We start from the raw sequence: 22,543 nt of genomic DNA, 5'->3' as shown, positions 1-22,543 counted from the left end.
CTAGACAACAAACAAGGCCCAGGTCGCTGACCTGGGCCTTAAGCGTGGAGCGGGTGACGGGAATCGAACCCGCGCTCTGAGCTTGGGAAGCTCATGTTCTACCATTAAACTACACCCGCGAGGGGCGCCTGATCTCGGCGCCGCATCGTCGGACACTTTACCCCATGGCTGACCCCAGGCGCATTCGTCGTGGGGTCTTCGTGCTGTTCGGGGTGGATTCTGGGGTGTTTTGGGGTGGAATTCTGAGGTGTGGGCGGGGTGGAAGCGGCTGTTGAGGTGCGGGAGTTGGGCGTACGGTGGGGGTGCGGAGTGCCGCGTGGAGCGGTGTGTGGTTGATCCCCTAATGTGGCTTTTGTCGTCCACGCCGTCCACGTTCTTGGGGAAGGGACTCAATGGAGCGCACCGTCGTCCGTTGTGCTGAAGGGCACGTATTCAGCACCGCCTCGTTCCCGATGCAGCACCTCACCGTCGACCGCATTGGTCCCGGCCGGTTGCTGCGGTGTCCGCGTTGCGCCCGGCTCCGGCACGCTGTGCCGGTGGGTGCCGAGAAGCGGTAAGCGGTAGCCGATGAAGCCGCAGGGTGCGGGCCCGGTCCGGTGGGACCGGGCCTGTGCCGTGGGGGTGGGTCCGATGTGCGTATCCTCTTCGGGTGCTTCTCTCAGACAAGGACATCCGGGCCGAGATCGACGCCGGACGGGTGCGGATTGATCCGTACGACCCGGCGATGGTGCAGCCGTCGAGTATCGATGTACGGCTGGACCGGTTCTTCCGGGTGTTCGAGAACCACCGCTATCCCCATATCGATCCGGCGGTGGAGCAGCCCGATCTGACGCGGCTCGTGGAGCCCGAGGGCGAGGACGCGTTCATCCTGCATCCCGGGGAGTTCGTGCTCGCCTCGACGTACGAGGTCGTATCGCTGCCCGACGACATCGCCTCGCGGCTCGAGGGGAAGTCGAGTCTGGGGCGGCTGGGGCTGCTGACGCACTCCACGGCGGGGTTCATCGACCCGGGGTTCTCCGGGCATGTCACGCTCGAGCTGTCGAATGTCGCGACGCTGCCGATCAAGCTGTGGCCGGGGATGAAGATCGGGCAGCTGTGCATGTTCCGGCTGACCTCGCCCGCCGAGCATCCTTACGGCTCTGCCCATTACGGCTCCCGCTATCAGGGGCAGCGCGGGCCGACGCCCTCGCGGTCGTTCCAGCGCTTCCATCGGACGAAGGTGTGAGTGGCATGGGTGAGCAGCGGGAGAACCTTACGTACGAGCGGTTCGGGGTCGCGGTCCGCGAACTGGCGGAGAAGATTGCCGAGGATGGGTACGAGCCCGACATCGTGCTCTCCATAGCCCGTGGCGGGGTCTTCGTGGCCGGCGGGCTGGCGTACGCGCTCGACTGCAAGAACATCCACCTGGTGAACGTGGAGTTCTACACGGGCGTGGGCACCACCCTCGACATGCCCGTGATGCTCGCGCCCGTGCCCAACGCGATCGACTTCTCCGACAAGAAGGTGCTGATCGCCGATGACGTGGCGGACACCGGCAAGACGCTGAAGCTGGTCCGTGACTTCTGCATCGGCTCCGTCGCCGAGGTGCGCAGCGCGGTGATCTACGAGAAGCCGCAGTCGCTGGTGAAGTGCGAGTACATCTGGAAGCGCACCGATCAGTGGATCAACTTTCCGTGGAGCGTCGAACCGCCCGTCGTGCGGCGGGAGGGGCAGGTACGGGACGCCTGACGGGGCGGGACGCCTGAGCGGGGCGATGGGGGCGGGAAGCCTCTGAAGGGTGCTGGACGCCTTACGGGTGCACTGGTGCCAAGCCCGTGAGATCGTGCAGGAGATGAGGAAGGGGCCCGCGGTGCGGGCCCCTTGGTCGTGCGGAATGCGGTGGCTGCCTTACAGCGTCCCCAGCTTCAGCAGGCTCAGCAGGGCGATCAGCTGGAGCGCCGACGCGCCCAGCGCCTTCTGCCACGGCAGGTCGTGCGACTTACTCACCATCGTGGTGAAGAGGGCGCCCGCGGTCAGCCAGGTCAGCCAGCCCACCACCTGCACCAGTGAGTTGTCACCGCCCAGGAAGAGCGCGAACACCAGCCGCGGCGCGTCCGTGATCGACATGATCAGCATCGACAGGCCGATGGTCGGTGCCCAGGTGCCGTCGCCGCCCAACTGGCGGGCGAGGGTGTGGGTGACGGCGCCCAGGATCAGTGCGCTGATCACCATGGCGACGCCCGCGGTGAGCACCCACGGGATGCTGTTGGCCATAGGGGCGTTGAGGACGTCCTCACGGGCGTCGTCGAAGCCGAAGACCGCCAGCAGACCGTAGACGAAGGTCACGATCAGCGCCGGGCCCCACACCGCGTAGTCCCGCATCTGCCAGAAGGTGGCCGACGGGCGCAGCACGATGCCGCTCAGCAGCTGCTGCCAGTGCAGCCGGGGGCCGGAGGGCGGGGCGGTGGAGGAGCCGGCGCGGTACGTCTGCCCGCCGTAGCCGTCGTCGTACGAACCGGGGGCCTGGCCGTACGGGTCGTACGCGTCGGGCGCCTCGCCGACGCTGAACTGCTGTGTATGGCCCGCGTTGTTGTCGGCGTACCCGCCGCCCTGTCCGTACGGTCTCTGCCCCTGGCCCTGGCCTCCGTGTCCGGGACCAGGGCCGTGCCCGGGGCCGTAGTGCGGGTCCTGGCCGCCGAAGTACTCCGGCTCTCCCTGTGAGGAGGGCTGCTGCCACTGCGTCGGCTGCTGACCGCCGTACGGCTCCTGCTGTCCGTACGGCGACTGCGGCGGCCGCTGCTGCTGCCCTTGTTGCGCGGAGTGGGAGTCCCGTCCGCGTCCGATCCTGAATCCAGCCACCATTCGAACGTACCCGGTCGTAGCGGGCCGGGTGCGGGAGCTGTGTGGTGGACCAGGCTTTGCGGCCGAGCTGTGACATCCCCTAGGGGGTCCCTTATGGGTTTTCCCCCGGTGGTTCCTGAGGGTATCTGGTGTACCCGCCCGGTGTTCCCCCGGCGTTCGCCCGCCCTCGCTCCCCCGGCCCGCCGCCCTAGTCCGCGTCCGCCCCGAACGGCTTGCTGCTGAAGGCCGTCTTGTCCGCCTTACCGTCCGTGATCCACCACCACTCGGGACGTTCGCCGTACCGCGAGAAGGCCAGACCGGGGCCCCACGCCAGAACGACCTCGTCCTTACCGTCATGATCGAAGTCCGCGACGTCGTAGAGCCGGGCCGCGCGCTCGCCCTTACGGATCGTCTTGCCGTCCACGACGGAAGGTGCCGCGCGGGTCAGGAGGTGACGCCCGGTGACGCGGGTCGTGGCGGTGTGGGAGGCCCGGCGCAGGGTGAGCAGCTCGACGCCGCCCCGGCCGAGCGAGACGGCCAGCTCATCGGTGCCGTCACCGTCGGTGTCGGCGGCGGCCAGCTTGCCCGACATCCCCGGCATCTTGAGGGGGCGTGGTTCTAGAAGGCGCGGATCGGCACGCCCGGGCCGCGCGGTCCGCTTGTAGTAGACGCTCACCGTCTTACCGATGTCCGGCCGCTCCGTCTCGCCGCCCGGCTCGTCGTTGCGGGTGCCGCTGTCGCCGACCGCGACATCGCGGCGGCCGTCGCCGTCGAAGTCGCCGAAGGCGATCGCGTTGCCCTCGCGCAGTCTGCGGCCCTCTGTGCTGAGGCCGTGGGACCCGGCGGCGAGGAGGGTGGAGCCGGACTGGTCGTTGTCGTTGACCGCGTGCACCACCAGATCGGTGGCGCGGTGGCCGTCGGCGGCGTGGGTGCCGGTGCCGTGGGCGGTGTCGCTGGCGGTGACGTTGTCGGCGATGGTGTCGGCGATGAGATCGCCGATCTCGCCGTGGCCGTCCAGCGGGCTCGCGTACGGAACGGTCCGGGCGGCCTTGCCCGCCCGGTTGAACGGTCCGTACAGCACCAGCAGCGAGTGGCGGTCCTCGCGGATCAGGGCCAGGTCGTGGTGGCCGTCGCCGTCGAAGTCGCCGACGGTCGGGCGCTGGGCGTCCACGCCGTCGTCCGGGCCGGTCAGCTGGACGCGGGCGGCCGAGCGGGTCCTCTGGGGGCCGCCGGGGCCGCCCCAGGAGATGTAGGGGACGGTCCGGACGGTGGCCTGGGTGCGCTCCGTCTCGCGCTCGCCGAGGGCCTCGCCCGCCGTGGTGGTGACGTCGGCGTAGCCGTCGCCGTCCAGGTCGGCCGTGGCCACCTCGGTCGCGCCCGCGACGGTGACGTCCTGGGACGGCAGGCCGAGGTCGCGGTGGCGCAGCACGGTGCGGGTGGCGGGATTCAGGCCGTGGGACGAGCCGTGGACGAAGGCGATCCGGCTGGGCAGGCCCCCTTTGCCGGACGGGACGGGGAGCCGTAGATCGGGATAGCCGTCGCCGTTGACGTCATCCGGCAGCCGGCTGCCCTTCCCGTGGGGGACGGGCGCGGTGGCGGTGGGGGTGATGACGGACCCGCTGGTGGAGGAGGAGCCGTCGCGCCCACCCCGTGCGCCCCCGTCGTCGGGGCCGCAAGCGGCCAGCAGCAGCGCCAGGCAGGCCGTACCTGCGGCGATGGAGGCGGTGGGGACGCGGAGGAGGGTGCGGAGGAGGGTGCGGCGTCGGGGGCCCGGGACGCTGCCGGGTGGTGCGGTGGGGGGAGGTGCGGGCGTCATCGGGCCACCTCAACCCATCAGGGCGGCTGAGGCCAAGGGGCGCGGCACTTCGTTACGAGGGTGATGCCTGGCGTTTCGTCCTCGTCCGCTCACTGGTTGTACGCGAGGACGCGGGACCGATCAGTCCGCTTGGCTGTAAAGATGACCTTTGGAGCACAAGGTCTGTCCAGGACATTTACCTATGCGCCGTCGGGCATGATCCTGTAGGGAATTCGTAACGTCGTTGTGAGAAGGGATACTTCACGGCCAGTATCGGTAGTCGGTCGACGCGGAACTTCAACGCGGAAAAGCGGGGGCAGTCATGTGCTTAACGCACGGTGTGCGGGTGACGGGTGAAGCGGCGAGACCGGCGAAAGAGGGCTCGGGCGGGGTGTAGTCGCGATGTCGGACGGGAGCGCTCGGCGCCCGGCGGCGGACGCCGCTCGCCCGCCGCTGAGCGAGGGTGCTAGAAATAACGACATGGCCGGACTTTTCGGTCGACCACGGGTTCCGCTGGCCCGCACGATGAACGACTGGCGCCCACGGGGTCGGCGTGAGGGGCCCCGCTCGGCGTGGGAACGACGTGGGCGGCGCGTTCAGCAGGACCCGCAGGGTCAGCGAGATCAGCGCGATCCATCCGATCCGCAGGGCTCGCCGGATCCCCATGACCACTGGGATCCGCAGGGCCGGCAGGACGCGTACGCCCAGCGGGGCCCGCAGAAGCGGTCGCCGGTGCGCATCGGCCGGACCGGCGGCGGATCCGGCTCCGGCCACGGCACCGCCCACGGCCGCGGCTACGGGCGGCCCCGCCGGAACCCGGTGCGCGGCGTGCGCACCGTGGCCGGCCAGGTCTTCGTCCTTCAGGTGGGGGTCGTGCTGCTGCTGGTCGTCGCCGCCGTGGTGGCGCTCGTCCTGCAGTCCCGCTACGACAGCGAGCGGGAGGCCCGTAACCGCTCCATGGCGGTCGCCGAGAGCTTCGCGAGCGCGCCGGGCATGGTGAGCACGATCCGCGGCCCCGATCCGAGCGCCGTGCTGCAGCCGCTCGCCGAGCGCGCCCGTAAGGGCTCCCACGTCGACTTCGTCGTCGTCATGACGCCCCAGGGGATCCGCTTCACCCACCCCAACACCGCCCGGATCGGCAAGCACTTCATGGGCAGCATCCGCCCGGCGGCGGAGGGCCGGACGGTCCAGGAGACCTTCACGGGCACGCTCGGCCTGTCCGTGCGGTCCGTGGTGCCCGTCAAGGACAGCCACGGGAAGGTCGTCGGCCTGGTCGCGGCCGGTATCACGATCAAGAAGGTGAGCGGTGCGGCCGACCATCAGCTCCCGCTGCTGTTCGGCGCGGCCGCGGCCGCGATGGCGCTCGCCACGGCGGGCACGGCCCTGGTCAGCAGGCGGCTGCGGCGCCAGACCCACGGGCTGGACCCGGCCGAGATGACGCGGATGTACGAGCACCATGACGCAGTGCTGCACTCGGTGCGCGAGGGCGTGCTGATCGTCGGCGGCGACAGGCGGCTGGTGCTCGCCAACGACGAGGCGCGCCGACTCTTCGATCTCCCGCCGGACGCCGAGGGCCGGCTGGTGTCCGAGCTCGGCTTCGATCCGCACACCGCCGCGTTGCTGGTGTCCGGGCGCCCCGCCACCGACGAGGTTCATACGGCGGGTGAGCGGCTGCTGTCCGTCAGCCACCGCCCCACCGACCGCGACGGCGGCCCGCCCGGCAGCGTCGCCACCCTGCGCGACACCACGGAGCTGCGCGCGCTGTCCGGCAAGGTCGACCTCGCGCGCAACCGGCTCAAGCTGCTGTACGACGCGGGCGTCTCCATCGGCACCACGCTGGACGTGGTGCGCACCGCCCAGGAGCTGGCGGAGTACGCGGTGGCCCGGTTCGCCGACTACGTCTCGGTGGACCTCGCGGACTCGGTGCTGCGCGGCGAGGAGCCCCCGGACGGAGCGGCGGGCACCGGCGCCCCGGACTCGGGCCCGTGGGGCGCTATGGCGGTCGCCGACGGCGACCGTACCGTCCTGCGCCGTACGGCCCTCAGCGGCATCCGCGACGACGGCCCGCTCTACCCCCTCGGCATGCTGATCGAATTCGGCCCGAGCGCGCCCCAGGCCCGCGGTTTCCGCAGCGGAGCGGTGACGGTCGAGCCGGTCCTGAGCGACTTCGCCGGCTGGCAGGAGCAGGACCCCGAGCACGCCCGGCGGATCGTCGACTACGGCATCCACTCGATGATCACGGTCCCGCTGCGAGCCCGGGGCGTCGTCCTGGGCGTGGCCAGTTTCATGCGCGCGGAGAAGCCGGAGCCCTTCGAGGAGGACGACATCTCCCTCGCCGAGGAGCTGGTCACCCGGGCCGCCGTCAGCATCGACAACGCCCGGCGCTACACCCGCGAGCACACCATGGCGGTGACCCTGCAGCGCAGCCTGCTGCCCCGGATGCTGCCCGAGCAGAACGCGCTGGATGTGGCGTACCGCTATCTGCCGGCCGAGTCGGGGGTCGGGGGCGACTGGTTCGACGTCATCCCGTTGCCGGGGGCGCGGGTGGCGCTGGTGGTGGGCGATGTCGTCGGGCATGGCCTGCACGCGGCGGCGACGATGGGGCGGTTGCGGACGGCGGTGCACAACTTCTCCACGCTCGATCTCCCGCCCGATGAGATCCTGTCGCACCTCGATGACTTGATCGCCCGGATCGACCAGGACGAGGGCCCTGGTGGACTGGACGGTGACGGCGGTGGGAGCGAGGGGATCACCGGGGCCACGTGTCTGTACGCGATCTACGATCCGGTGACGCGGCGGTGCACGATGGCGCGGGCCGGTCATCCGCCACCCGCGCTGGTGCGTCCGGACGGCTCGGTGGAGTTCCTCGATCTCCCGGCCGGGCCCCCGCTGGGCCTCGGCGGGCTGCCGTTCGAGACGTCGGAGCTGGACCTGCCCGAGGGCAGCCATCTGGTGCTCTACACGGACGGGCTGATCGAGAAGCGCGACCGGGACATCGACACCGGTCTGGAGATGCTGCGCGATGCCCTGTCCCACCCCGGCCGGACGCCCGAGGACGCCTGTACGGCCGTGCTGGACGCGCTGCTGCCCGACCGCCCGAGCGATGACATCGCGCTGATCGTGGCCCGTACGAGGGTGCTGGAGCCCGGTCTGACCGCCGACTGGGAGGTGGCCTCCGACCCGTCGCAGGTGGCCGCGGTGCGCGCCGCGGTGGCCCGGAAGCTGGCGGAGTGGGATCTGGGCGATGTCGCGTTCACGACCGAGCTCATCCTCAGCGAGCTGATCACCAACGCGATCCGCTATGCGACCGGCCCGATCCGGGTGCGGCTGCTCTGCGACCGCAGCCTGATCTGCGAGGTCTTCGACACCAGCAGCACCTCCCCGCATCTGCGGTACGCGGGGACGACGGACGAGGGCGGCCGGGGGCTCTTCCTGGTCTCGCAGTTCGCCGACCGCTGGGGCACCCGCTACACCTCGGACGGCAAGGTCATCTGGACCGAGCAGGCGCTGCCGCTGTCGAAGAGCGTCAAGCCGCGGTCGTAAGGGCCTCAGGGCGCTCCAGGGCTCGTATGAAAGCCGTGAGGCGCTCACGAGCGCCTCACGAGCGCCGTACGGGCAACGCGGCCGCCTACGACTCTCCAGGGCCGCCTTACGGCCCTCAGCGCAGCGTGAGGCCCGCCCACGGACCCCGTGGGCGGGCTTCAGCGCATCGGTTGCGGCGTCACTTGGCCGGGGCCGGCTCCGGCTCCTCGGCGCTCTTGCCGCCGTCCTCCGGCGCGGCCGGGGTCCTCACCGAGTCGAGGAGGAGCTGCGCCACGTCCACGACCTGCAGCTCTTCCTTCGCCTTCCCGTCGTTCTTCTTGCCGTTGACGGAGTCGGTCAGCATCACCAGGCAGAACGGGCAGGCGGTGGAGACGATGTCCGGGTTGAGGGACAGCGCCTCGTCCACGCGCTCGTTGTTGATGCGCTTGCCGATCCGCTCCTCCATCCACATCCGGGCGCCGCCCGCGCCACAGCAGAAGCCGCGCTCCTTGTGGCGGTGCATCTCCTCGTTCCGCAGCCCCGGCACCTTGGCGATGATCTCGCGCGGCGGGGTGTAGACCTTGTTGTGGCGGCCCAGGTAGCAGGGGTCGTGGTAGGTGATCAGACCCTCGACCGGGGTGACCGGGATCAGCTTGCCCTCGTCGATGAGGTGCTGCAGCAACTGGGTGTGGTGGATGACCTCGAACTCGCCGCCAAGCTGCGGGTACTCGTTCGCGATGGTGTTGAAGCAGTGCGGGCAGGTCGCGACGATCTTCTTCTTGGCCTTGTCGACGGTGACGCCTTCCTCGGCATCCTCCCCGAAGGCCATGTTCAGCATCTCGACGTTCTGCTGGCCGAGCTGCTGGAAGAGGAACTCGTTGCCCAGGCGGCGGGCGGAGTCACCGGTGCATGCCTCGTCGCCGCCCATGATCGCGAACTTGACGCCCGCGATGTGCAGCAGCTCCGCGAAGGCCTTGGTGGTCTTCTTCGCCCGGTCCTCCAGGGCGCCCGCGCAGCCGACCCAGTACAGGTAGTCGACCTCGGTGAGGTCCTCGATGTCCTTGCCGACGACCTGCACCTCGAAGTCGACTTCCTTGGTCCACGCGAGGCGCTGCTTCTTGGCGAGCCCCCAGGGGTTGCCCTTCTTCTCCAGGTTCTTGAGCATCGTGCCCGCCTCGGACGGGAACGAGGACTCGATCATCACCTGGTAGCGGCGCATGTCCACGATGTGGTCAACGTGCTCGATGTCCACCGGGCACTGCTCGACGCACGCACCGCAGGTGGTGCAGGACCACAGCACGTCGGGGTCGATGACGCCGTTCTCTTCGAGGGTCCCGATCAGGGGACGCTCGGCCTCGGCCAGCGCGGACGCGGGCACGTCCGCGAGCTGCCCCTCGCTCGCCTTCTCCTCGCCCTCCATGCCCGCGGCGCCAGCCGCTGATGTCACAGCGCCGCCACCGGCGAGCAGATACGGCGCCTTGGCGTGCGAGTGGTCGCGCAGCGCCATGATCAGCAGCTTGGGCGACAGCGGCTTGCCGGTGTTCCAGGCGGGGCACTGCGACTGGCAGCGGCCGCATTCGGTGCAGGTGGAGAAGTCGAGGATGCCCTTCCAGGAGAAGTGCTCGATCTGCGAGACGCCGAACTGGGCGTCCTCGTCCGGGTCCTCGAAGTCGATCGGCTTGCCCTCGCTCACCATCGGCTGCAGCGCGCCGAGGGCCACGTCGCCCTCCGCGTTGCGCTTGAACCAGATGTTCGGGAAGGCGAGGAAGCGGTGCCAGGCGATGCTCATGTCGAGGTTGGTGCTGACCGTGATCATCCAGATCATGGTCGTACCGAGCTTGATCATCGCGAACAGGTAGGTCAGGTTCTGCACCGTGTCCACGCTGAGCCCGTCGAAGAGCTGGACCAGCGGATACGAGGCGAAGTACGCGGGCTCGTAGTGGTCGACGTGGTGCAGCGCGCCCTCGGTGCCGCGCAGGGCCATGATCGCGACGCCGATGATGAGGATGACGTACTCGACGAAGTACGCCTGCCAGGCGGTGGAGCCCGTGAACCGTGACTTGCGGCCGGCCCGGCTGGGCAGGTTGAGCAGCCGGATCGCCATCAGCGTCAGGATGCCCAGGGTGGTCATCGTGCCGATGAACTCGATGTACAGCTCGTAGGGGAGGAAGCCGCCGAGGATCGGCAGCGTCCAGTCCGCCTGGAAGAGCTGGCCGTAGGCGTTGATGATGGTCGGCGGCAGGGTCAGGAAGCCGATCGCCACGAACCAGTGGGCGACGCCGATCACGCCCCACTTGTTCATGCGGGTGTGCGCGAGGAACTCCCGGGCCAGGGTCACGCTGCGCTGGTAGGGGTTGTCGGTCCTGGCCCCCGCTGGGACCGGCGCGCCGAGCTTGAAGAAGCGCACGAACTGCGCGACGGCCCGGCCGAGCAGGGCAACGCCGACCGCGGTGAGAACCAGCGACACGATGATCGCGGCGAGTTGCATATGGGGCTCCTCGAACCTGCGAGCTGGATTACTAAGCAGTAACTTAATGTGGCCTGACCGAGATTACCCGCCCGGACGGGGGCGTATGTAGTCGACGAGCCGGTGATCTGTGTCGCTCACTTGGCCCCTCCTCCCTCTCATCCGCGCTTGGTTGGGCATAAGCCTCATATAAAACTTGAGCCCATGCGACTCAGGTCTGTTGACAGCGGCGATCGGGCTGATGCACGCTTGAGCCTGTTCCACTCAATGCTGTAGCTGGAGGATCCCGAAATGGCACGTGCGGTCGGCATCGACCTGGGTACGACGAACTCCGTCGTCAGTGTTCTCGAGGGCGGTGAGCCCACCGTCATCACCAACGCCGAGGGCGCCAGGACCACGCCGTCCGTTGTGGCGTTCGCGAAGAACGGCGAGGTGCTCGTCGGCGAGGTGGCCAAGCGCCAGGCGGTCACCAACGTGGACCGCACCATCCGGTCGGTCAAGCGCCACATGGGCACCGACTGGAAGGTCAACCTCGACGGCAAGGACTTCAACCCGCAGCAGATGAGCGCCTTCATCCTGCAGAAGCTCAAGCGGGATGCGGAGTCGTACCTCGGCGAGAAGGTCGCGGACGCGGTCATCACCGTCCCGGCGTACTTCAACGACGCCGAGCGCCAGGCCACCAAGGAAGCCGGTGAGATCGCGGGCCTCAACGTCCTGCGTATCGTCAACGAGCCTACCGCCGCCGCGCTCGCCTACGGGCTGGAGAAGGACGACCAGACCATCCTGGTCTTCGACCTCGGTGGCGGCACCTTCGACGTCTCGCTGCTGGAGATCGGCGACGGCGTGGTGGAGGTCAAGGCCACCAACGGTGACAACCACCTCGGTGGTGACGACTGGGACCAGCGCGTCGTCGACTACCTGGTCAAGCAGTTCAACAACGGCCACGGCGTCGACCTGTCCAAGGACAAGATGGCCCTGCAGCGCCTCCGCGAGGCCGCTGAGAAGGCGAAGATCGAGCTCTCCAGCTCGTCCGAGACCACCATCAACCTGCCCTACATCACGGCGTCCGCCGAGGGCCCGCTGCACCTGGACGAGAAGCTCACCCGCGCCCAGTTCCAGCAGCTCACCTCCGACCTGCTTGAGCGCTGCAAGACCCCGTTCCACAACGTCATCAAGGACGCGGGCATCTCGCTGTCCGAGATCGACCACGTGGTCCTGGTCGGTGGCTCGACCCGCATGCCCGCCGTCGCCGAGCTCGTCAAGGAGCTGACCGGCGGCAAGGAGGCCAACAAGGGCGTCAACCCGGACGAGGTCGTCGCCATCGGCGCCTCCCTCCAGGCCGGTGTCCTCAAGGGTGAGGTCAAGGACGTCCTGCTGCTGGACGTCACCCCGCTGTCCCTCGGCATCGAGACCAAGGGCGGCATCATGACCAAGCTGATCGAGCGCAACACGACCATTCCGACCAAGCGCTCGGAGATCTTCACCACGGCCGAGGACAACCAGCCGTCCGTGCAGATCCAGGTCTACCAGGGCGAGCGCGAGATCGCGGCGTACAACAAGAAGCTCGGGATGTTCGAGCTGACCGGTCTGCCGCCGGCCCCGCGCGGCGTGCCGCAGATCGAGGTCACCTTCGACATCGACGCCAACGGCATCATGCACGTCGGCGCGAAGGACCTGGGCACCGGCAAGGAGCAGAAGATGACCGTCACCGGCGGCTCCGCGCTGCCGAAGGACGACATCGACCGCATGATGCGCGAGGCCGAGCAGTACGCGGAGGAGGACCACAAGCGCCGCGAGGCCGCCGAGACCCGCAACCAGGCCGAGCAGCTCGTCTACCAGACGGACAAGTTCCTCAAGGACAACGAGGACAAGGTCCCGGGCGAGGTCAAGACCGAGGTCGAGGAGGCCCTCACCGAGCTGAAGGAGAAGCTCAAGGGCGAGGACACCGCCGAGATCCGCACCGCGACCGAGAAGGTCGCCGCGGTCAGCCAGAAGCTGGGCCAGGCCATGTACGCCAACACTCAGGCGGACGGCGCGGACGCGGCCGGTGCCGCCGCCGGTGACGCCGGCGCCGCGGGCCAGGCCAAGGCCGATGACGATGTGGTGGACGCCGAGATCGTCGACGACGACAAGGCCGACAAGGGCCAGGGTGGTGCCGCGTGACGGAGGAGACCCCGGGCTTCGAGGAGCAGCCCGACGTCCCCTCCGAGGCCGCGCAGAACCCCGACGACGCGGCGAAGGGCGCCGGGTCCGCCGACAAGGCGGGCCCGGCAGCCCCGGCCGGGGACCTCGAGCAGGTAGCCCTTCAGGCACAGCTGGACCAGGTGCGTACCGCCCTCAGTGAGCGGACGGCCGACCTCCAGCGGCTCCAGGCGGAGTACCAGAACTATCGGCGCAGGGTCGAGCGGGACCGGGTGACGGTCAAGGAGATCGCCGTGGCGAGCCTCCTGTCCGAGCTGCTGCCCGTGCTCGACGACATCGGCCGCGCCCGTGAGCACGGCGAGCTCGTCGGCGGCTTCAAGTCGGTCGGCGAATCGGTGGAGTCGGTGTCGGCGAAGCTGGGCCTGCAGCAGTTCGGCAAGGAGGGCGAGCCCTTCGACCCGCTGGTGCACGAGGCCCTGATGCATTCGTACGCGCCGGATGTCACCGAGACCACGTGCGTGCAGATTCTGCAGCCGGGGTATCGAATCGGCGAGCGCACGATCCGCCCGGCGCGGGTCGCGGTCGCCGAGCCCCAGCCGGGAGCCACCCCCGTCAAGGGCGGCGAAGGCGAGGCCGCGGCGCCGGACGAGGAGAGCGGTGGCCCGGAAGAGGGCTGACGTGACGGTGATCGCGGGAGCAGCAGGAGAGGAGGGACGTCGAGGATGAGCACCAAGGACTTCGTGGAGAAGGACTACTACAAAGTCCTCGGCGTCCCCAAGGACGCGACCGAGGCGGAGATCAAGAAGGCGTACCGGAAGCTCGCCCGCGAGTACCACCCGGACGCCAACAAGGGCGACGCCAAGGCGGAGGACCGCTTCAAGGAGATCTCCGAGGCCAATGACATCCTCGGCGACCCCAAGCGGCGCAAGGAGTACGACGAGGCCCGCTCGCTCTTCGGGAACGGCGGATTCCGCCCCGGTCCTGGCGGTCCGGGCGGCACCGGAAACTTCAACTTCGACCTGGGTGACCTCTTCGGTGGCGCCCAGGGCGGCGGCGGTGCCGGTGGCGGTGGCGGTGGCGCCGGTGGCTTCGGCGGCGGGCTCGGGGATGTCTTCGGCGGGCTGTTCGGCCGCGGCGGCGCCACCCGCGCCCAGCCGCGCCGGGGCCAGGACATCGAGTCCGAGGTGACGCTCAGCTTCACCGAGGCCGTCGAGGGGGCCACGGTCCCGCTGCGGATGTCCAGCCAGGCCCCGTGCAAGGCGTGCTCGGGCACCGGCGACCGGGACGGCACCCCGCGGGTCTGCCCGACCTGTGTCGGCACCGGCCAGGTCAGCCGGGGCGGCGGGGGCGGCTTCTCGCTCACCGACCCGTGTGTGGAGTGCCGCGGCCGCGGCCTGATCGCTCAGAACCCGTGCGAAACCTGCAAGGGCAGCGGACGGGCCCGTTCCGCCCGCACCATGCAGGTCCGGATCCCCGCGGGCGTCAGCGACAGCCAGCGGATCCGGCTGCGCGGCAAGGGCGCCCCGGGCGAGACCGGCGGCCCGGCCGGTGATCTGTATGTGGTCGTGCACGTGGACGCGCATCCGGTCTTCGGCCGTAAGGGCGACAACCTGACCGTCACCGTGCCCGTCACCCTTCCGGAGGCGGCGCTCGGCGGCGAGATCAAGGTCCCGACCCTGGGCGGCCCGCCGGTCACGCTGAAGCTGCCGCCCGGCACGCCCAACGGACGGACGATGCGCGCCCGTGGCAAGGGCGCGGTCCGTAAGGACGGCACGCGCGGAGACCTGCTGGTCACCGTCGAGGTCACGGTGCCGCAGGACCTGAGCGACACGGCGCGGGACGCGCTGGAGTCGTATCGCGAAGCGACCGTGGGAGAGGACCCACGGGCGGAGCTGTTCAAGGCCGCGAAGGGAGCGTGACCCCAATGGAGTCGCACGGCCGAGGAGGCATCGGAGGCAGGGGCGCCGGGCCCCGTAACCCTTATGAGCTGACCGAGGATTCGCCGGTGTACGTCATCTCGGTGGCGGCTCAGCTCTCCGGGCTGCACCCGCAGACCCTGCGTCAGTACGACCGCCTCGGCCTGGTTTCCCCCGACCGCACCGCCGGCCGTGGCCGGCGGTACTCCGCGCGCGACATCCAGCTGCTCCGCCAGGTCCAGCAGCTGTCCCAGGACGAGGGCATCAACCTCGCCGGGATCAAGCGCATCATCGAGCTGGAGAACCAGGTCGCGGCTCTCCAGGCCCGTGTCGTCGAGCTCCAGGCCGCGGTCGAGGGCGCCGCGACCGCCATGCAGCAGCGCGAGGCCCAGGTCCATGCCTCCTACCGCCGCGACCTGGTCCGCTACCAGGACGTCCAGCAGAGCAGCGCCCTGGTCGTCTGGCGCCCCAAGCGCCCGGAGTAGCGCCCCGGCGCGCCGCTGATCGCAGGCCCGGTGACCGTCCTTACGGCCACCGGGCCTTTCGCGTGCCCGGCTCCGCCACATGCCTGCCCGGTGGGCTCTCGGCCGGGCGCGCCGATGGGGCGTGCCGGGCGCACCATGGAGATATGGGAGGAGGTATCGCCATGGTGGAAGTCAAGACGATCGAGAAGCCGGATGAGCGGCGTGACTTTCCCGGAGGCCATATCGAAGCCCTGCATCTGACCGGGCTGGATTTCGCCGTGGGCACCTTCGAGCCCGGATGGCGCTGGCGGGAGTCGGTGCGGCCGATCGTGGGGACCGATCTGTGCCAGGTCCACCACAGCGGGATCGTGATCCAGGGCCGGATGCGGCTGCGCACGGCCGATGGCGCGGAGGCCGAGGTGGGGCCCGGGGATGTGTATGTGGTGGCGCCCGGCCATGACGCGTGGGTCGTCGGCGATGAGCAGGTCGTGGTGTACGACGTCGCCGGGCAGATGGCGTTGACGTATGCGAAGTCGAGTGAGGCCGGGGCCTGACTCGGGGGGCGGGAGCGGCGTCCTGTAGCGGTTCAGCCGTCGGCAGGGGACGAGATGAGTACCGGTCGGATACCACCGCGTGGACCCCGCCGCGGGGGGTGGCCGCACGGAAGTGCCCGTACCGACCAGCTCATCCGGACGCTGCTGCGACGCCGTAAGGAGTCGCTGGACATCGAGGACGTCACCGTCGTCGACAAGCCGGGGATGCGCCGCGCGGTCACGGCGACCGCGATCGGCAACACCATGGAGTGGTTCGACTTCGGTGTCTACGCCTATGTCGCGGTCACCCTCGGCCGGGTCTTCTTCCCCGCCGAGGACCCCGCCGCCCAGGTGGTCTCCACGTTCGCCACCTTCGCCGTGGCCTTCGTGGTGCGGCCGCTGGGCGGGCTGGTGTTCGGGCCGCTGGGCGACCGGATCGGGCGGCGGAAGGTGCTGTCCACCACCATGATCTTGATGGCGGCCGGCACCTTCGCGGTGGGTGTGCTGCCCGGCTATTCCCAGATCGGCTTCGCCGCCCCGCTGCTGCTCCTGGCCTGCCGGGTGCTGCAGGGCTTCTCGACCGGCGGTGAGTACGCGGGGGCGACCACCTACATCGCCGAGTTCGCGCCCGATCAGCGCCGTGGCTTTCTCGGCAGTTGGCTCGACTTCGGCACCTTCATCGGCTATTCGCTGGGCTCCGGTCTGGTCACCGTGCTCACCGCGGCCATCGGTGAGACCGGGATGGTGGAGTGGGGCTGGCGGGTGCCGTTCCTGGTGGCGGGGCCGCTGGGGCTGATCGGTCTGTATATGCGGCTGCGGCTGGAGGAGACCCCGGCGTTCCAGCAGGAGGCCGAGCGGGCGGCCGAGGCGGCACAGGCGGCGGAGGCGCACGGCGACACCGTGCCGATCGAGGAGGCTCGTCAGTCCGGACGGGGGCGGCTGAAGGAGATCTTCACCCAGCACTGGGAGGCGATGCTGATCTGCATGGGCCTGGTGCTGCTGTACAACGTCACCAACTACATGGTGACGTCGTATCTGCCGACGTACATGTCCTCCACGCTCGGCCAGGACGCCACCACGGCCCAGGTGCTGGTGCTGGGCACCATGCTGTTCGTGGTGCTGGCGATCACGGTGGTCGGGCGCGGTTCCGACCGCTGGGGGCGGCGGCCGCTGTTTCTGGTCGGCAGCCTGGGTCTGGTGGCGCTGGCCATTCCGGCGGTGCTGCTGATCCGGGCGGGCGGCGTGCTGATGCCCGCGATCGGCTGTCTGATCCTGGGCGCGATGCTGGTCACCTTCGCGGGGACGAGCGCCGCCACGCTTCCGGCGCTGTTCCCGACCCGGCTGCGCTACGGCGCGCTGTCGATCTCGTACAACCTCTCCGTGTCGCTGTTCGGCGGGACGACGCCGCTGCTGGCCTCGTGGCTGGTGGCCACCACGCACAACACGCTGGTGCCCGCCTTCTACCTGATGGCGGCGGGTGTGATCGGGCTGATCGCCACGCTGTTCCTGCATGAGACGGCGGGGAAGCCGCTGCGCGGTTCGGGGCCCATGGTGGAGACCGAGGAGGAGGCGCGTACGGCGGTGGCCGAGAGCCGTACGGAGGCCGGGCGGCACGCCCGCGACGTCTGGATCCGGCTGCGCCACCCCTGGGCGGGGGCGGGCCACCGGGAGGAGGACGAGGAGTGATCCGGCCCGGGCCTCAGCCCTTGCCCATGGCGCGGGTGAGGGCGATTTCGATGAGGACGCGGTCGGGGTTGGGGCGCGGGGTGCGTTCGTAGCGCTCGGCGTAGCGGCGTACCGCCTCCGCGATCAGCTCGGGGTCCTCGCGTACGACCGCGAGCCCCTCCAGCGTGGCCCACCGCCTGCCCGCCAGCTGGCAGACCGCGACCCGCGCACCGCCCTCGCCCGCCGCCCGGACATGGGCGACCTTACGGCTGTGGCGGTTCGCGATGACGCGGGCGAGCCCGGCCTCGGGGTCGTAGGTGACGCCGACCGGGACGACATGCGGGGTGCCGTCCGGGCGCGGGGTGGTCAGGGTGCACACATGGCGTTCGCGCCAGAAATCGAGGTACCCGGGATCGGGGTTGCGGGGATCGACAGACATGGCCCAGAACCTACCGACATGGCCCAGAACCTCAGGCCAGGGGAGTGGCGTCAGCGAGGTTGAGTGGAATAGACTCAACTTTGCGGAGGTTGGGTAGGGCAGGATGGGAAGATCGCGGCGAGGAGGAGCACAGGGACGTGGATGCCGAGCTGACCAACAAGAGCCGGGCGGCGCTGAGCGCCGCCAATGACCGGGCGGTGTCCTCCGGGCACGCGGATATGACGCCCGCGCATCTCCTGCTCGCCCTGCTGGAGGGCCAGGACAACGAGAACGTCATGGATCTGCTGGCAGCCGCGGAGGCCGACGCGGCCCTCTTGCGCAGCGGCGTCGAGCGGCTGCTCGCCGCCCTGCCCAGCGTCCAGGGCTCCACCGTGGCCCCGCCGCAGGCCAGCCGCGAGCTGCTCGCCGTCATCGCGGACGCCACCCAGCGGGCCAGGGAACTGGGAGACGACTATGTCTCCACCGAGCATGTGCTCATCGGCATCGCCGCCAAGGGCGGCCAGGCCGGGGAGCTGCTCGACCAGCAGGGGGCGAGCGCCAAGAAGCTGCTCGCCGCGTTCGAGAAGGTCAGGGGTGGACAGCGGGTGACGACGGCCGATCCGGAGGGCACGTACAAGGCCCTGGAGAAGTTCGGCACGGACTTCACCGCCGCCGCGCGCGAGGGCAAGCTGGACCCGGTCATCGGCCGGGACCAGGAGATCCGCCGGGTGGTGCAGGTGCTCTCCCGGCGCACCAAGAACAACCCGGTGCTGATCGGCGATCCGGGCGTCGGTAAGACGGCCGTCGTCGAAGGGCTCGCCCAGCGGATCGTCAAGGGCGACGTCCCCGAGAGCCTGCGCGACAAGCGCCTGGTCGCCCTCGACCTCGGCGCGATGGTCGCGGGCGCGAAGTACCGCGGTGAGTTCGAGGAGCGGCTGAAGACCGTCTTGGCCGAGATCAAGTCCAGCGACGGCCAGATCATCACCTTCATCGACGAGCTGCACACCGTGGTCGGCGCGGGCGCCGGCGGCGACTCCGCGATGGACGCGGGCAATATGCTCAAGCCGATGCTGGCCCGCGGTGAGCTGCGCATGGTCGGCGCCACCACCCTCGACGAATACCGCGAGCGGATCGAGAAGGACGCCGCGCTCGAGCGCCGCTTCCAGCAGGTGCTGGTCGCCGAGCCGACCGTCGAGGACACCGTCGCCATCCTGCGCGGGCTCAAGGGCCGCTACGAGGCCCACCACAAGGTGCAGATCGCCGACGGCGCGCTGGTGGCCGCCGCCGCCCTCTCCGACCGGTACATCACCTCCCGCTTCCTGCCCGACAAGGCCATCGACCTGGTCGACGAGGCGGCCTCCCGGCTCCGGATGGAGATCGACTCCTCCCCCGTGGAGATCGACGAGCTCCAGCGGTCGGTGGACCGGATGCGGATGGAGGAGATGGCGCTGGCCCGGGAGACCGACGAGGCCAGCAAGCTGCGGCTGGACAAGCTGCGCCGCGACCTCGCCGACAAGGAGGAGGAGCTGCGCGGGCTCACCGCCCGCTGGGAGAAGGAGAAGCAGGGCCTCAACCGCGTCGGTGAGCTCAAGGAGCGGCTGGACGAGCTGCGCGGCCAGGCCGAGCGCGCCCAGCGCGACGGCGACTTCGACACCGCCTCCAAGCTGCTGTACGGGGAGATCCCGGCCGTCGAGCGGGAGCTGGCCGAGGCGTCGGAGGCCGAGGCGGAGGTCCAGCAGGACCGCCCCACCATGGTCAAGGAGGAGGTGGGCCCGGACGACGTGGCGGATGTGGTCGCCTCCTGGACCGGCATCCCCGCCGGCCGGCTGCTGGAGGGCGAGACCAAGAAGCTGCTGCGCATGGAGGAGAAGCTGGGCAAGCGGCTGATCGGCCAGATGGAAGCCGTAAGGGCGGTATCGGACGCCGTGCGCAGGACCCGCGCGGGCATCGCCGACCCGGACCGGCCCACCGGTTCGTTCCTCTTCCTCGGCCCCACCGGCGTCGGCAAGACCGAGCTGGCCAAGGCGCTCGCCGACTTCCTCTTCGACGACGAGCGGGCCATGGTCCGCATCGACATGAGCGAGTACGGCGAGAAGCACAGCGTGGCCCGGCTGGTCGGCGCCCCGCCCGGGTACGTCGGCTACGAGGAGGGCGGCCAGCTGACCGAGGCGGTGCGCCGCCGCCCGTACAGCGTGGTGCTGCTGGACGAGGTGGAGAAGGCCCACCCCGAGGTCTTCGACATCCTGCTGCAGGTCCTGGACGACGGGCGGCTCACCGACGGCCAGGGCCGGACGGTGGACTTCCGCAACACCATCCTGGTGCTCACCTCCAACCTGGGCAGCCAGTACCTGATGGATCCGCTGCTCGGCGAGGAAGAGAAGAAGCGACGCGTCCTGGAGACCGTAAGGACCTCCTTCAAGCCGGAATTCCTCAACCGCCTGGATGACCTCGTGGTCTTCTCCGCGCTCAGCGGGCCGGAGCTGGCCCGGATCGCCGAGCTCCAGATCGCCAAGTTGGCCCGCCGCCTCGCCGACCGCAGGCTGACCCTCGACATCACCCCGGCCGCGCTGGAATGGCTGGCCGAGGAGGGCAACGACCCGGCGTACGGGGCGCGCCCGCTGCGCCGGCTGATCCAGACCGCGATCGGCGACCAGCTGGCCAAGGAGATCCTCGCCGGGGAGATCCGCGACGGCGACAAGGTCCGGGTGGACCGGGTCGGCGACGGCCTTCTGGTGGGCCCCGCGCAATAGGTCCCGGCACGTCCCGGCAAGTCCCGGCAATAGGTCCCGCCGGTCCTTGTTCGGCCGGATCGGGCAATGTACGGCCGGGGTTGCACGGCGGGGGCGGGTGTGAGGGAGGATGGCGGTATTCCATACGAAGGGAAATCCACGGTGAGCATCGACCCGTCCTCGATTCCGAATTTCGGGGGTCAGCCCGAGCCCGAACCGACGGGTCCGAGCGGCCCCGTGCTGCCCGACCAGGATCTGGTCAAGCAGCTGCTGGAGCAGATGGAGCTGAAGTACGTCGTCGACGAGGAGGGGGACCTCGCCGCGCCGTGGGAGCAGTTCCGCACCTATTTCATGTTCCGTGGGGAGGAGGAGCAGCAGGTCTTCTCCGTCCGTACGTTCTACGACCGGCCGCATGGCATCGATGAGAAGCCGCGGCTGCTCGAGGCGCTCGACGACTGGAACCGCCGCACGTTGTGGCCGAAGGTCTACACCCACACCAATGACGACGGCACGGTCCGGTTGATCGGTGAGGCGCAGATGCTGATCGGCACCGGCGTCAGCCTTGAGCACTTCGTATCCAGCACGGTCAGCTGGGTGCGGGCTTCGATCGAGTTCGACCGCTGGCTGGTCGAACAGCTTGGTCTGGAGGCCGACATCGAGTCCGACGGCGACGACAAGCCGGACGACGGCGAGTCCTGAGCCGCGGGGCCCGCGTCGCGGTCGGCCCGGGGGCTGGATTACGGCTGGGCCGGGAGGGCTGGAACGCGGTCAGGCCGGGCTGTCGGCCATGGTCAGCAGATACGTTCCGTAGAGACAGGAGAGCCCGGCCAGCGCGCCGCCCACCAGGACGGCGGTGCGTGGCCGGGCTCTTGCCATCGCCAGCGCCGCCGGGAACAGCAGCGGGAAGGCGGGCAGCAGAAAGCGCGGCTTGGACGCGAAGTAGTTCGAGCCGGTGAGCGCGATGAACACCAGGACGAGGGTGTAGACGACCAGCGGCAGGGGCGGTGGGCGCAGCGCGAGCCAGACCAGCGAGATCAGCGAGGCGCCGATGACGATCAGGGACATGTAGTGCGGCAGCGAGCCGCTCCCCATGATCAGGCCGCGGGCGGAGCGGAAGCCGCTCGCGCCGAGATCGAGAGAAGTGCCCCAGCGGTCCTGGACGTCCAGATAGCCGCGCCAGGTGCCGCGCCGCACCCCCACCCAGCCGGTGTAGCCGAGCCAGCCGAGCGGTGACAGCGCCGCGCCCGCACACACCCGCCAGGACGTACGCCCGCGGCGCCGCCAGACCTCGGCGGCCGCGCACGCGCACACCGCCGCCGCGACCGCGATCCCGTTGGGCCGGGTGGCCCCCGCGCACAGCGCGAGCGCCCCGGCCCACAGCGGGCGCCGGGTCAGCAGCGCGTACAGCGACCAGGCGGCCAGCGCCGTCAGCAGCGACTCCGTGTACCCCATGGACTCCACGACCGCATGCGGCAGCAGCCCCCACAGCACGACCAGCATCAGGGCCACCCGCCGCCCGTACAGCCGCTCCCCGACCGCGTGGATGCCCCAGGCCGCCAGCCCGGCCGTGACCCAGGTGATCAGCAGCCCCGCCGTCACCGCGCTCAGGGGGACGATGCTGGTGACGGCCCTGATCAGCGCCGGGTAGAGCGGAAAGAACGCGAGATCGCTGAAGGTCAGGCCGGGGTGGGTGAGCGAGGGCCGGCTGGTGCCGTAGCCGTGCTGGGCGATGCCCACGTACCAGAGGCTGTCCCAGTAGTGCCCGAGCTGCGTGCGCGGATGCTTCCCGGTCCGCCAGGCCCCCACCGCCACGCACCCGATCCCGGCGGCCCGCACCGTCGCGTACACCGCCAGCGCGAGCCACGCCCGCCCCAGCGACGCCCGCACCCCCCGCCGTGTGGCCGGTCGTCCTGGCGGCTCCGGGGTCCGGGTGGACGCGGCGGTGTCGGCGGACACGGAAACCTCCGGTGCGGGCACCCGACGGACATGCGCCGAGCCCCCGGGAGGGGACGGACCAAGGGGCTCGGCGGACACACCGACCCTCCGCCGGACCGCGGCCGCCCGCGACCTGG

General features: G+C 70.1%; 16 protein-coding genes and 1 tRNA gene. 11 read left to right on the top strand and 6 right to left on the bottom strand.

From position 1 onward, the window contains the following. Window positions 1–45 precede the first annotated feature (45 nt). A tRNA-Gly gene (locus J5X86_RS00610) sits at window positions 46–119 on the bottom strand. Between the two features lie 530 nt (window positions 120–649). Between J5X86_RS00610 and dcd the strand changes: the two genes are divergently transcribed. Next, window positions 650–1,225, top strand: coding sequence for a dCTP deaminase (dcd, locus tag J5X86_RS00605; RefSeq protein ID WP_078642588.1), 576 nt, complete (start codon window positions 650–652; stop codon window positions 1,223–1,225). 5 nt (window positions 1,226–1,230) lie between these two features. Further along, entirely contained in the window at window positions 1,231–1,728 is a 498-nt protein-coding gene (locus tag J5X86_RS00600) for a phosphoribosyltransferase (RefSeq protein ID WP_208514892.1), read from the top strand. Window positions 1,729–1,887: 159 nt separating this feature from the next. On the opposite strand, the gene J5X86_RS00595 is transcribed toward J5X86_RS00600, so the two are convergent. Then, the gene (locus J5X86_RS00595; protein ID WP_208514891.1) at window positions 1,888–2,841 is read right to left on the bottom strand and encodes a Yip1 family protein; all 954 of its coding nucleotides are present in this window, start codon (window positions 2,839–2,841) and stop codon (window positions 1,888–1,890) included. Between the two features lie 187 nt (window positions 2,842–3,028). Further along, complete coding sequence (locus tag J5X86_RS00590; protein WP_208514890.1) at window positions 3,029–4,636, bottom strand: FG-GAP repeat protein; 1,608 nt, start codon at window positions 4,634–4,636, stop codon at window positions 3,029–3,031. 459 nt (window positions 4,637–5,095) lie between these two features. Between J5X86_RS00590 and J5X86_RS00585 the strand changes: the two genes are divergently transcribed. Then, on the top strand, window positions 5,096–8,158 hold the full coding sequence (locus J5X86_RS00585; protein WP_243979171.1) for a SpoIIE family protein phosphatase/ATP-binding protein: 3,063 nt from the start codon (window positions 5,096–5,098) through the stop codon (window positions 8,156–8,158). A gap of 178 nt (window positions 8,159–8,336) precedes the next feature. Here the strand turns inward: J5X86_RS00585 and J5X86_RS00580 are convergent, their stop codons facing one another. Continuing rightward, complete coding sequence (locus tag J5X86_RS00580) at window positions 8,337–10,625, bottom strand: (Fe-S)-binding protein (protein ID WP_208514889.1); 2,289 nt, start codon at window positions 10,623–10,625, stop codon at window positions 8,337–8,339. 270 nt (window positions 10,626–10,895) lie between these two features. On the opposite strand from J5X86_RS00580, the gene dnaK reads away from it, so the two are divergent. From dnaK to proP, 6 genes are all read left to right on the top strand, one after another. After that, entirely contained in the window at window positions 10,896–12,767 is a 1,872-nt protein-coding gene (dnaK, locus tag J5X86_RS00575) for a molecular chaperone DnaK (RefSeq protein WP_208514888.1), read from the top strand. After that, window positions 12,764–13,423 (top strand): nucleotide exchange factor GrpE, encoded by a 660-nt coding sequence (gene grpE / locus J5X86_RS00570; protein ID WP_208514887.1) that lies wholly within the window; start codon window positions 12,764–12,766, stop codon window positions 13,421–13,423. The genes dnaK and grpE overlap by 4 nt, the downstream gene beginning before the upstream one ends. Window positions 13,424–13,468: 45 nt before the next feature. Then, window positions 13,469–14,665, top strand: coding sequence for a molecular chaperone DnaJ (gene dnaJ / locus J5X86_RS00565; RefSeq protein ID WP_208514886.1), 1,197 nt, complete (start codon window positions 13,469–13,471; stop codon window positions 14,663–14,665). A gap of 5 nt (window positions 14,666–14,670) precedes the next feature. Then, window positions 14,671–15,147: a heat shock protein transcriptional repressor HspR gene (locus tag J5X86_RS00560; protein WP_208514885.1), complete on the top strand. Its 477-nt coding sequence runs from the start codon at window positions 14,671–14,673 to the stop codon at window positions 15,145–15,147. 161 nt (window positions 15,148–15,308) lie between these two features. Then, window positions 15,309–15,680 carry a cupin domain-containing protein gene (locus tag J5X86_RS00555; protein ID WP_208514884.1) on the top strand — a complete coding sequence of 124 codons (372 nt, stop codon included), beginning with the start codon at window positions 15,309–15,311 and terminating at the stop codon, window positions 15,678–15,680. Window positions 15,681–15,734: 54 nt separating this feature from the next. Next, window positions 15,735–17,345: a glycine betaine/L-proline transporter ProP gene (gene proP / locus J5X86_RS00550; RefSeq protein ID WP_208514883.1), complete on the top strand. Its 1,611-nt coding sequence runs from the start codon at window positions 15,735–15,737 to the stop codon at window positions 17,343–17,345. Window positions 17,346–17,358: 13 nt separating this feature from the next. Here proP and J5X86_RS00545 read toward each other — a convergent pair whose 3' ends face one another. Next, window positions 17,359–17,763: a pyridoxamine 5'-phosphate oxidase family protein gene (locus tag J5X86_RS00545; RefSeq protein ID WP_208514882.1), complete on the bottom strand. Its 405-nt coding sequence runs from the start codon at window positions 17,761–17,763 to the stop codon at window positions 17,359–17,361. A gap of 137 nt (window positions 17,764–17,900) precedes the next feature. Here J5X86_RS00545 and clpB point away from each other — a divergent pair, with 137 nt between their 5' ends. Together clpB and J5X86_RS00535 are read left to right on the top strand one after the other, a co-directional pair. Further along, on the top strand, window positions 17,901–20,492 hold the full coding sequence (gene clpB, locus J5X86_RS00540; protein WP_208514881.1) for an ATP-dependent chaperone ClpB: 2,592 nt from the start codon (window positions 17,901–17,903) through the stop codon (window positions 20,490–20,492). Window positions 20,493–20,633: 141 nt separating this feature from the next. Then, window positions 20,634–21,170: a YbjN domain-containing protein gene (locus J5X86_RS00535; protein WP_078642600.1), complete on the top strand. Its 537-nt coding sequence runs from the start codon at window positions 20,634–20,636 to the stop codon at window positions 21,168–21,170. 69 nt (window positions 21,171–21,239) lie between these two features. Here the strand turns inward: J5X86_RS00535 and J5X86_RS00530 are convergent, their stop codons facing one another. Next, the gene (locus J5X86_RS00530) at window positions 21,240–22,427 is read right to left on the bottom strand and encodes a hypothetical protein (RefSeq protein WP_208514880.1); all 1,188 of its coding nucleotides are present in this window, start codon (window positions 22,425–22,427) and stop codon (window positions 21,240–21,242) included. Window positions 22,428–22,543 lie beyond the last annotated feature (116 nt).

The organism is Streptomyces sp. NEAU-YJ-81, from assembly GCF_017592595.1.
Lineage (GTDB): Bacteria > Actinomycetota > Actinomycetes > Streptomycetales > Streptomycetaceae > Streptomyces > Streptomyces hygroscopicus_B.
The sequence above is the reverse complement of the archived record's forward strand: the minus strand, read 5'-3'. Positions and strand labels throughout refer to the sequence as shown.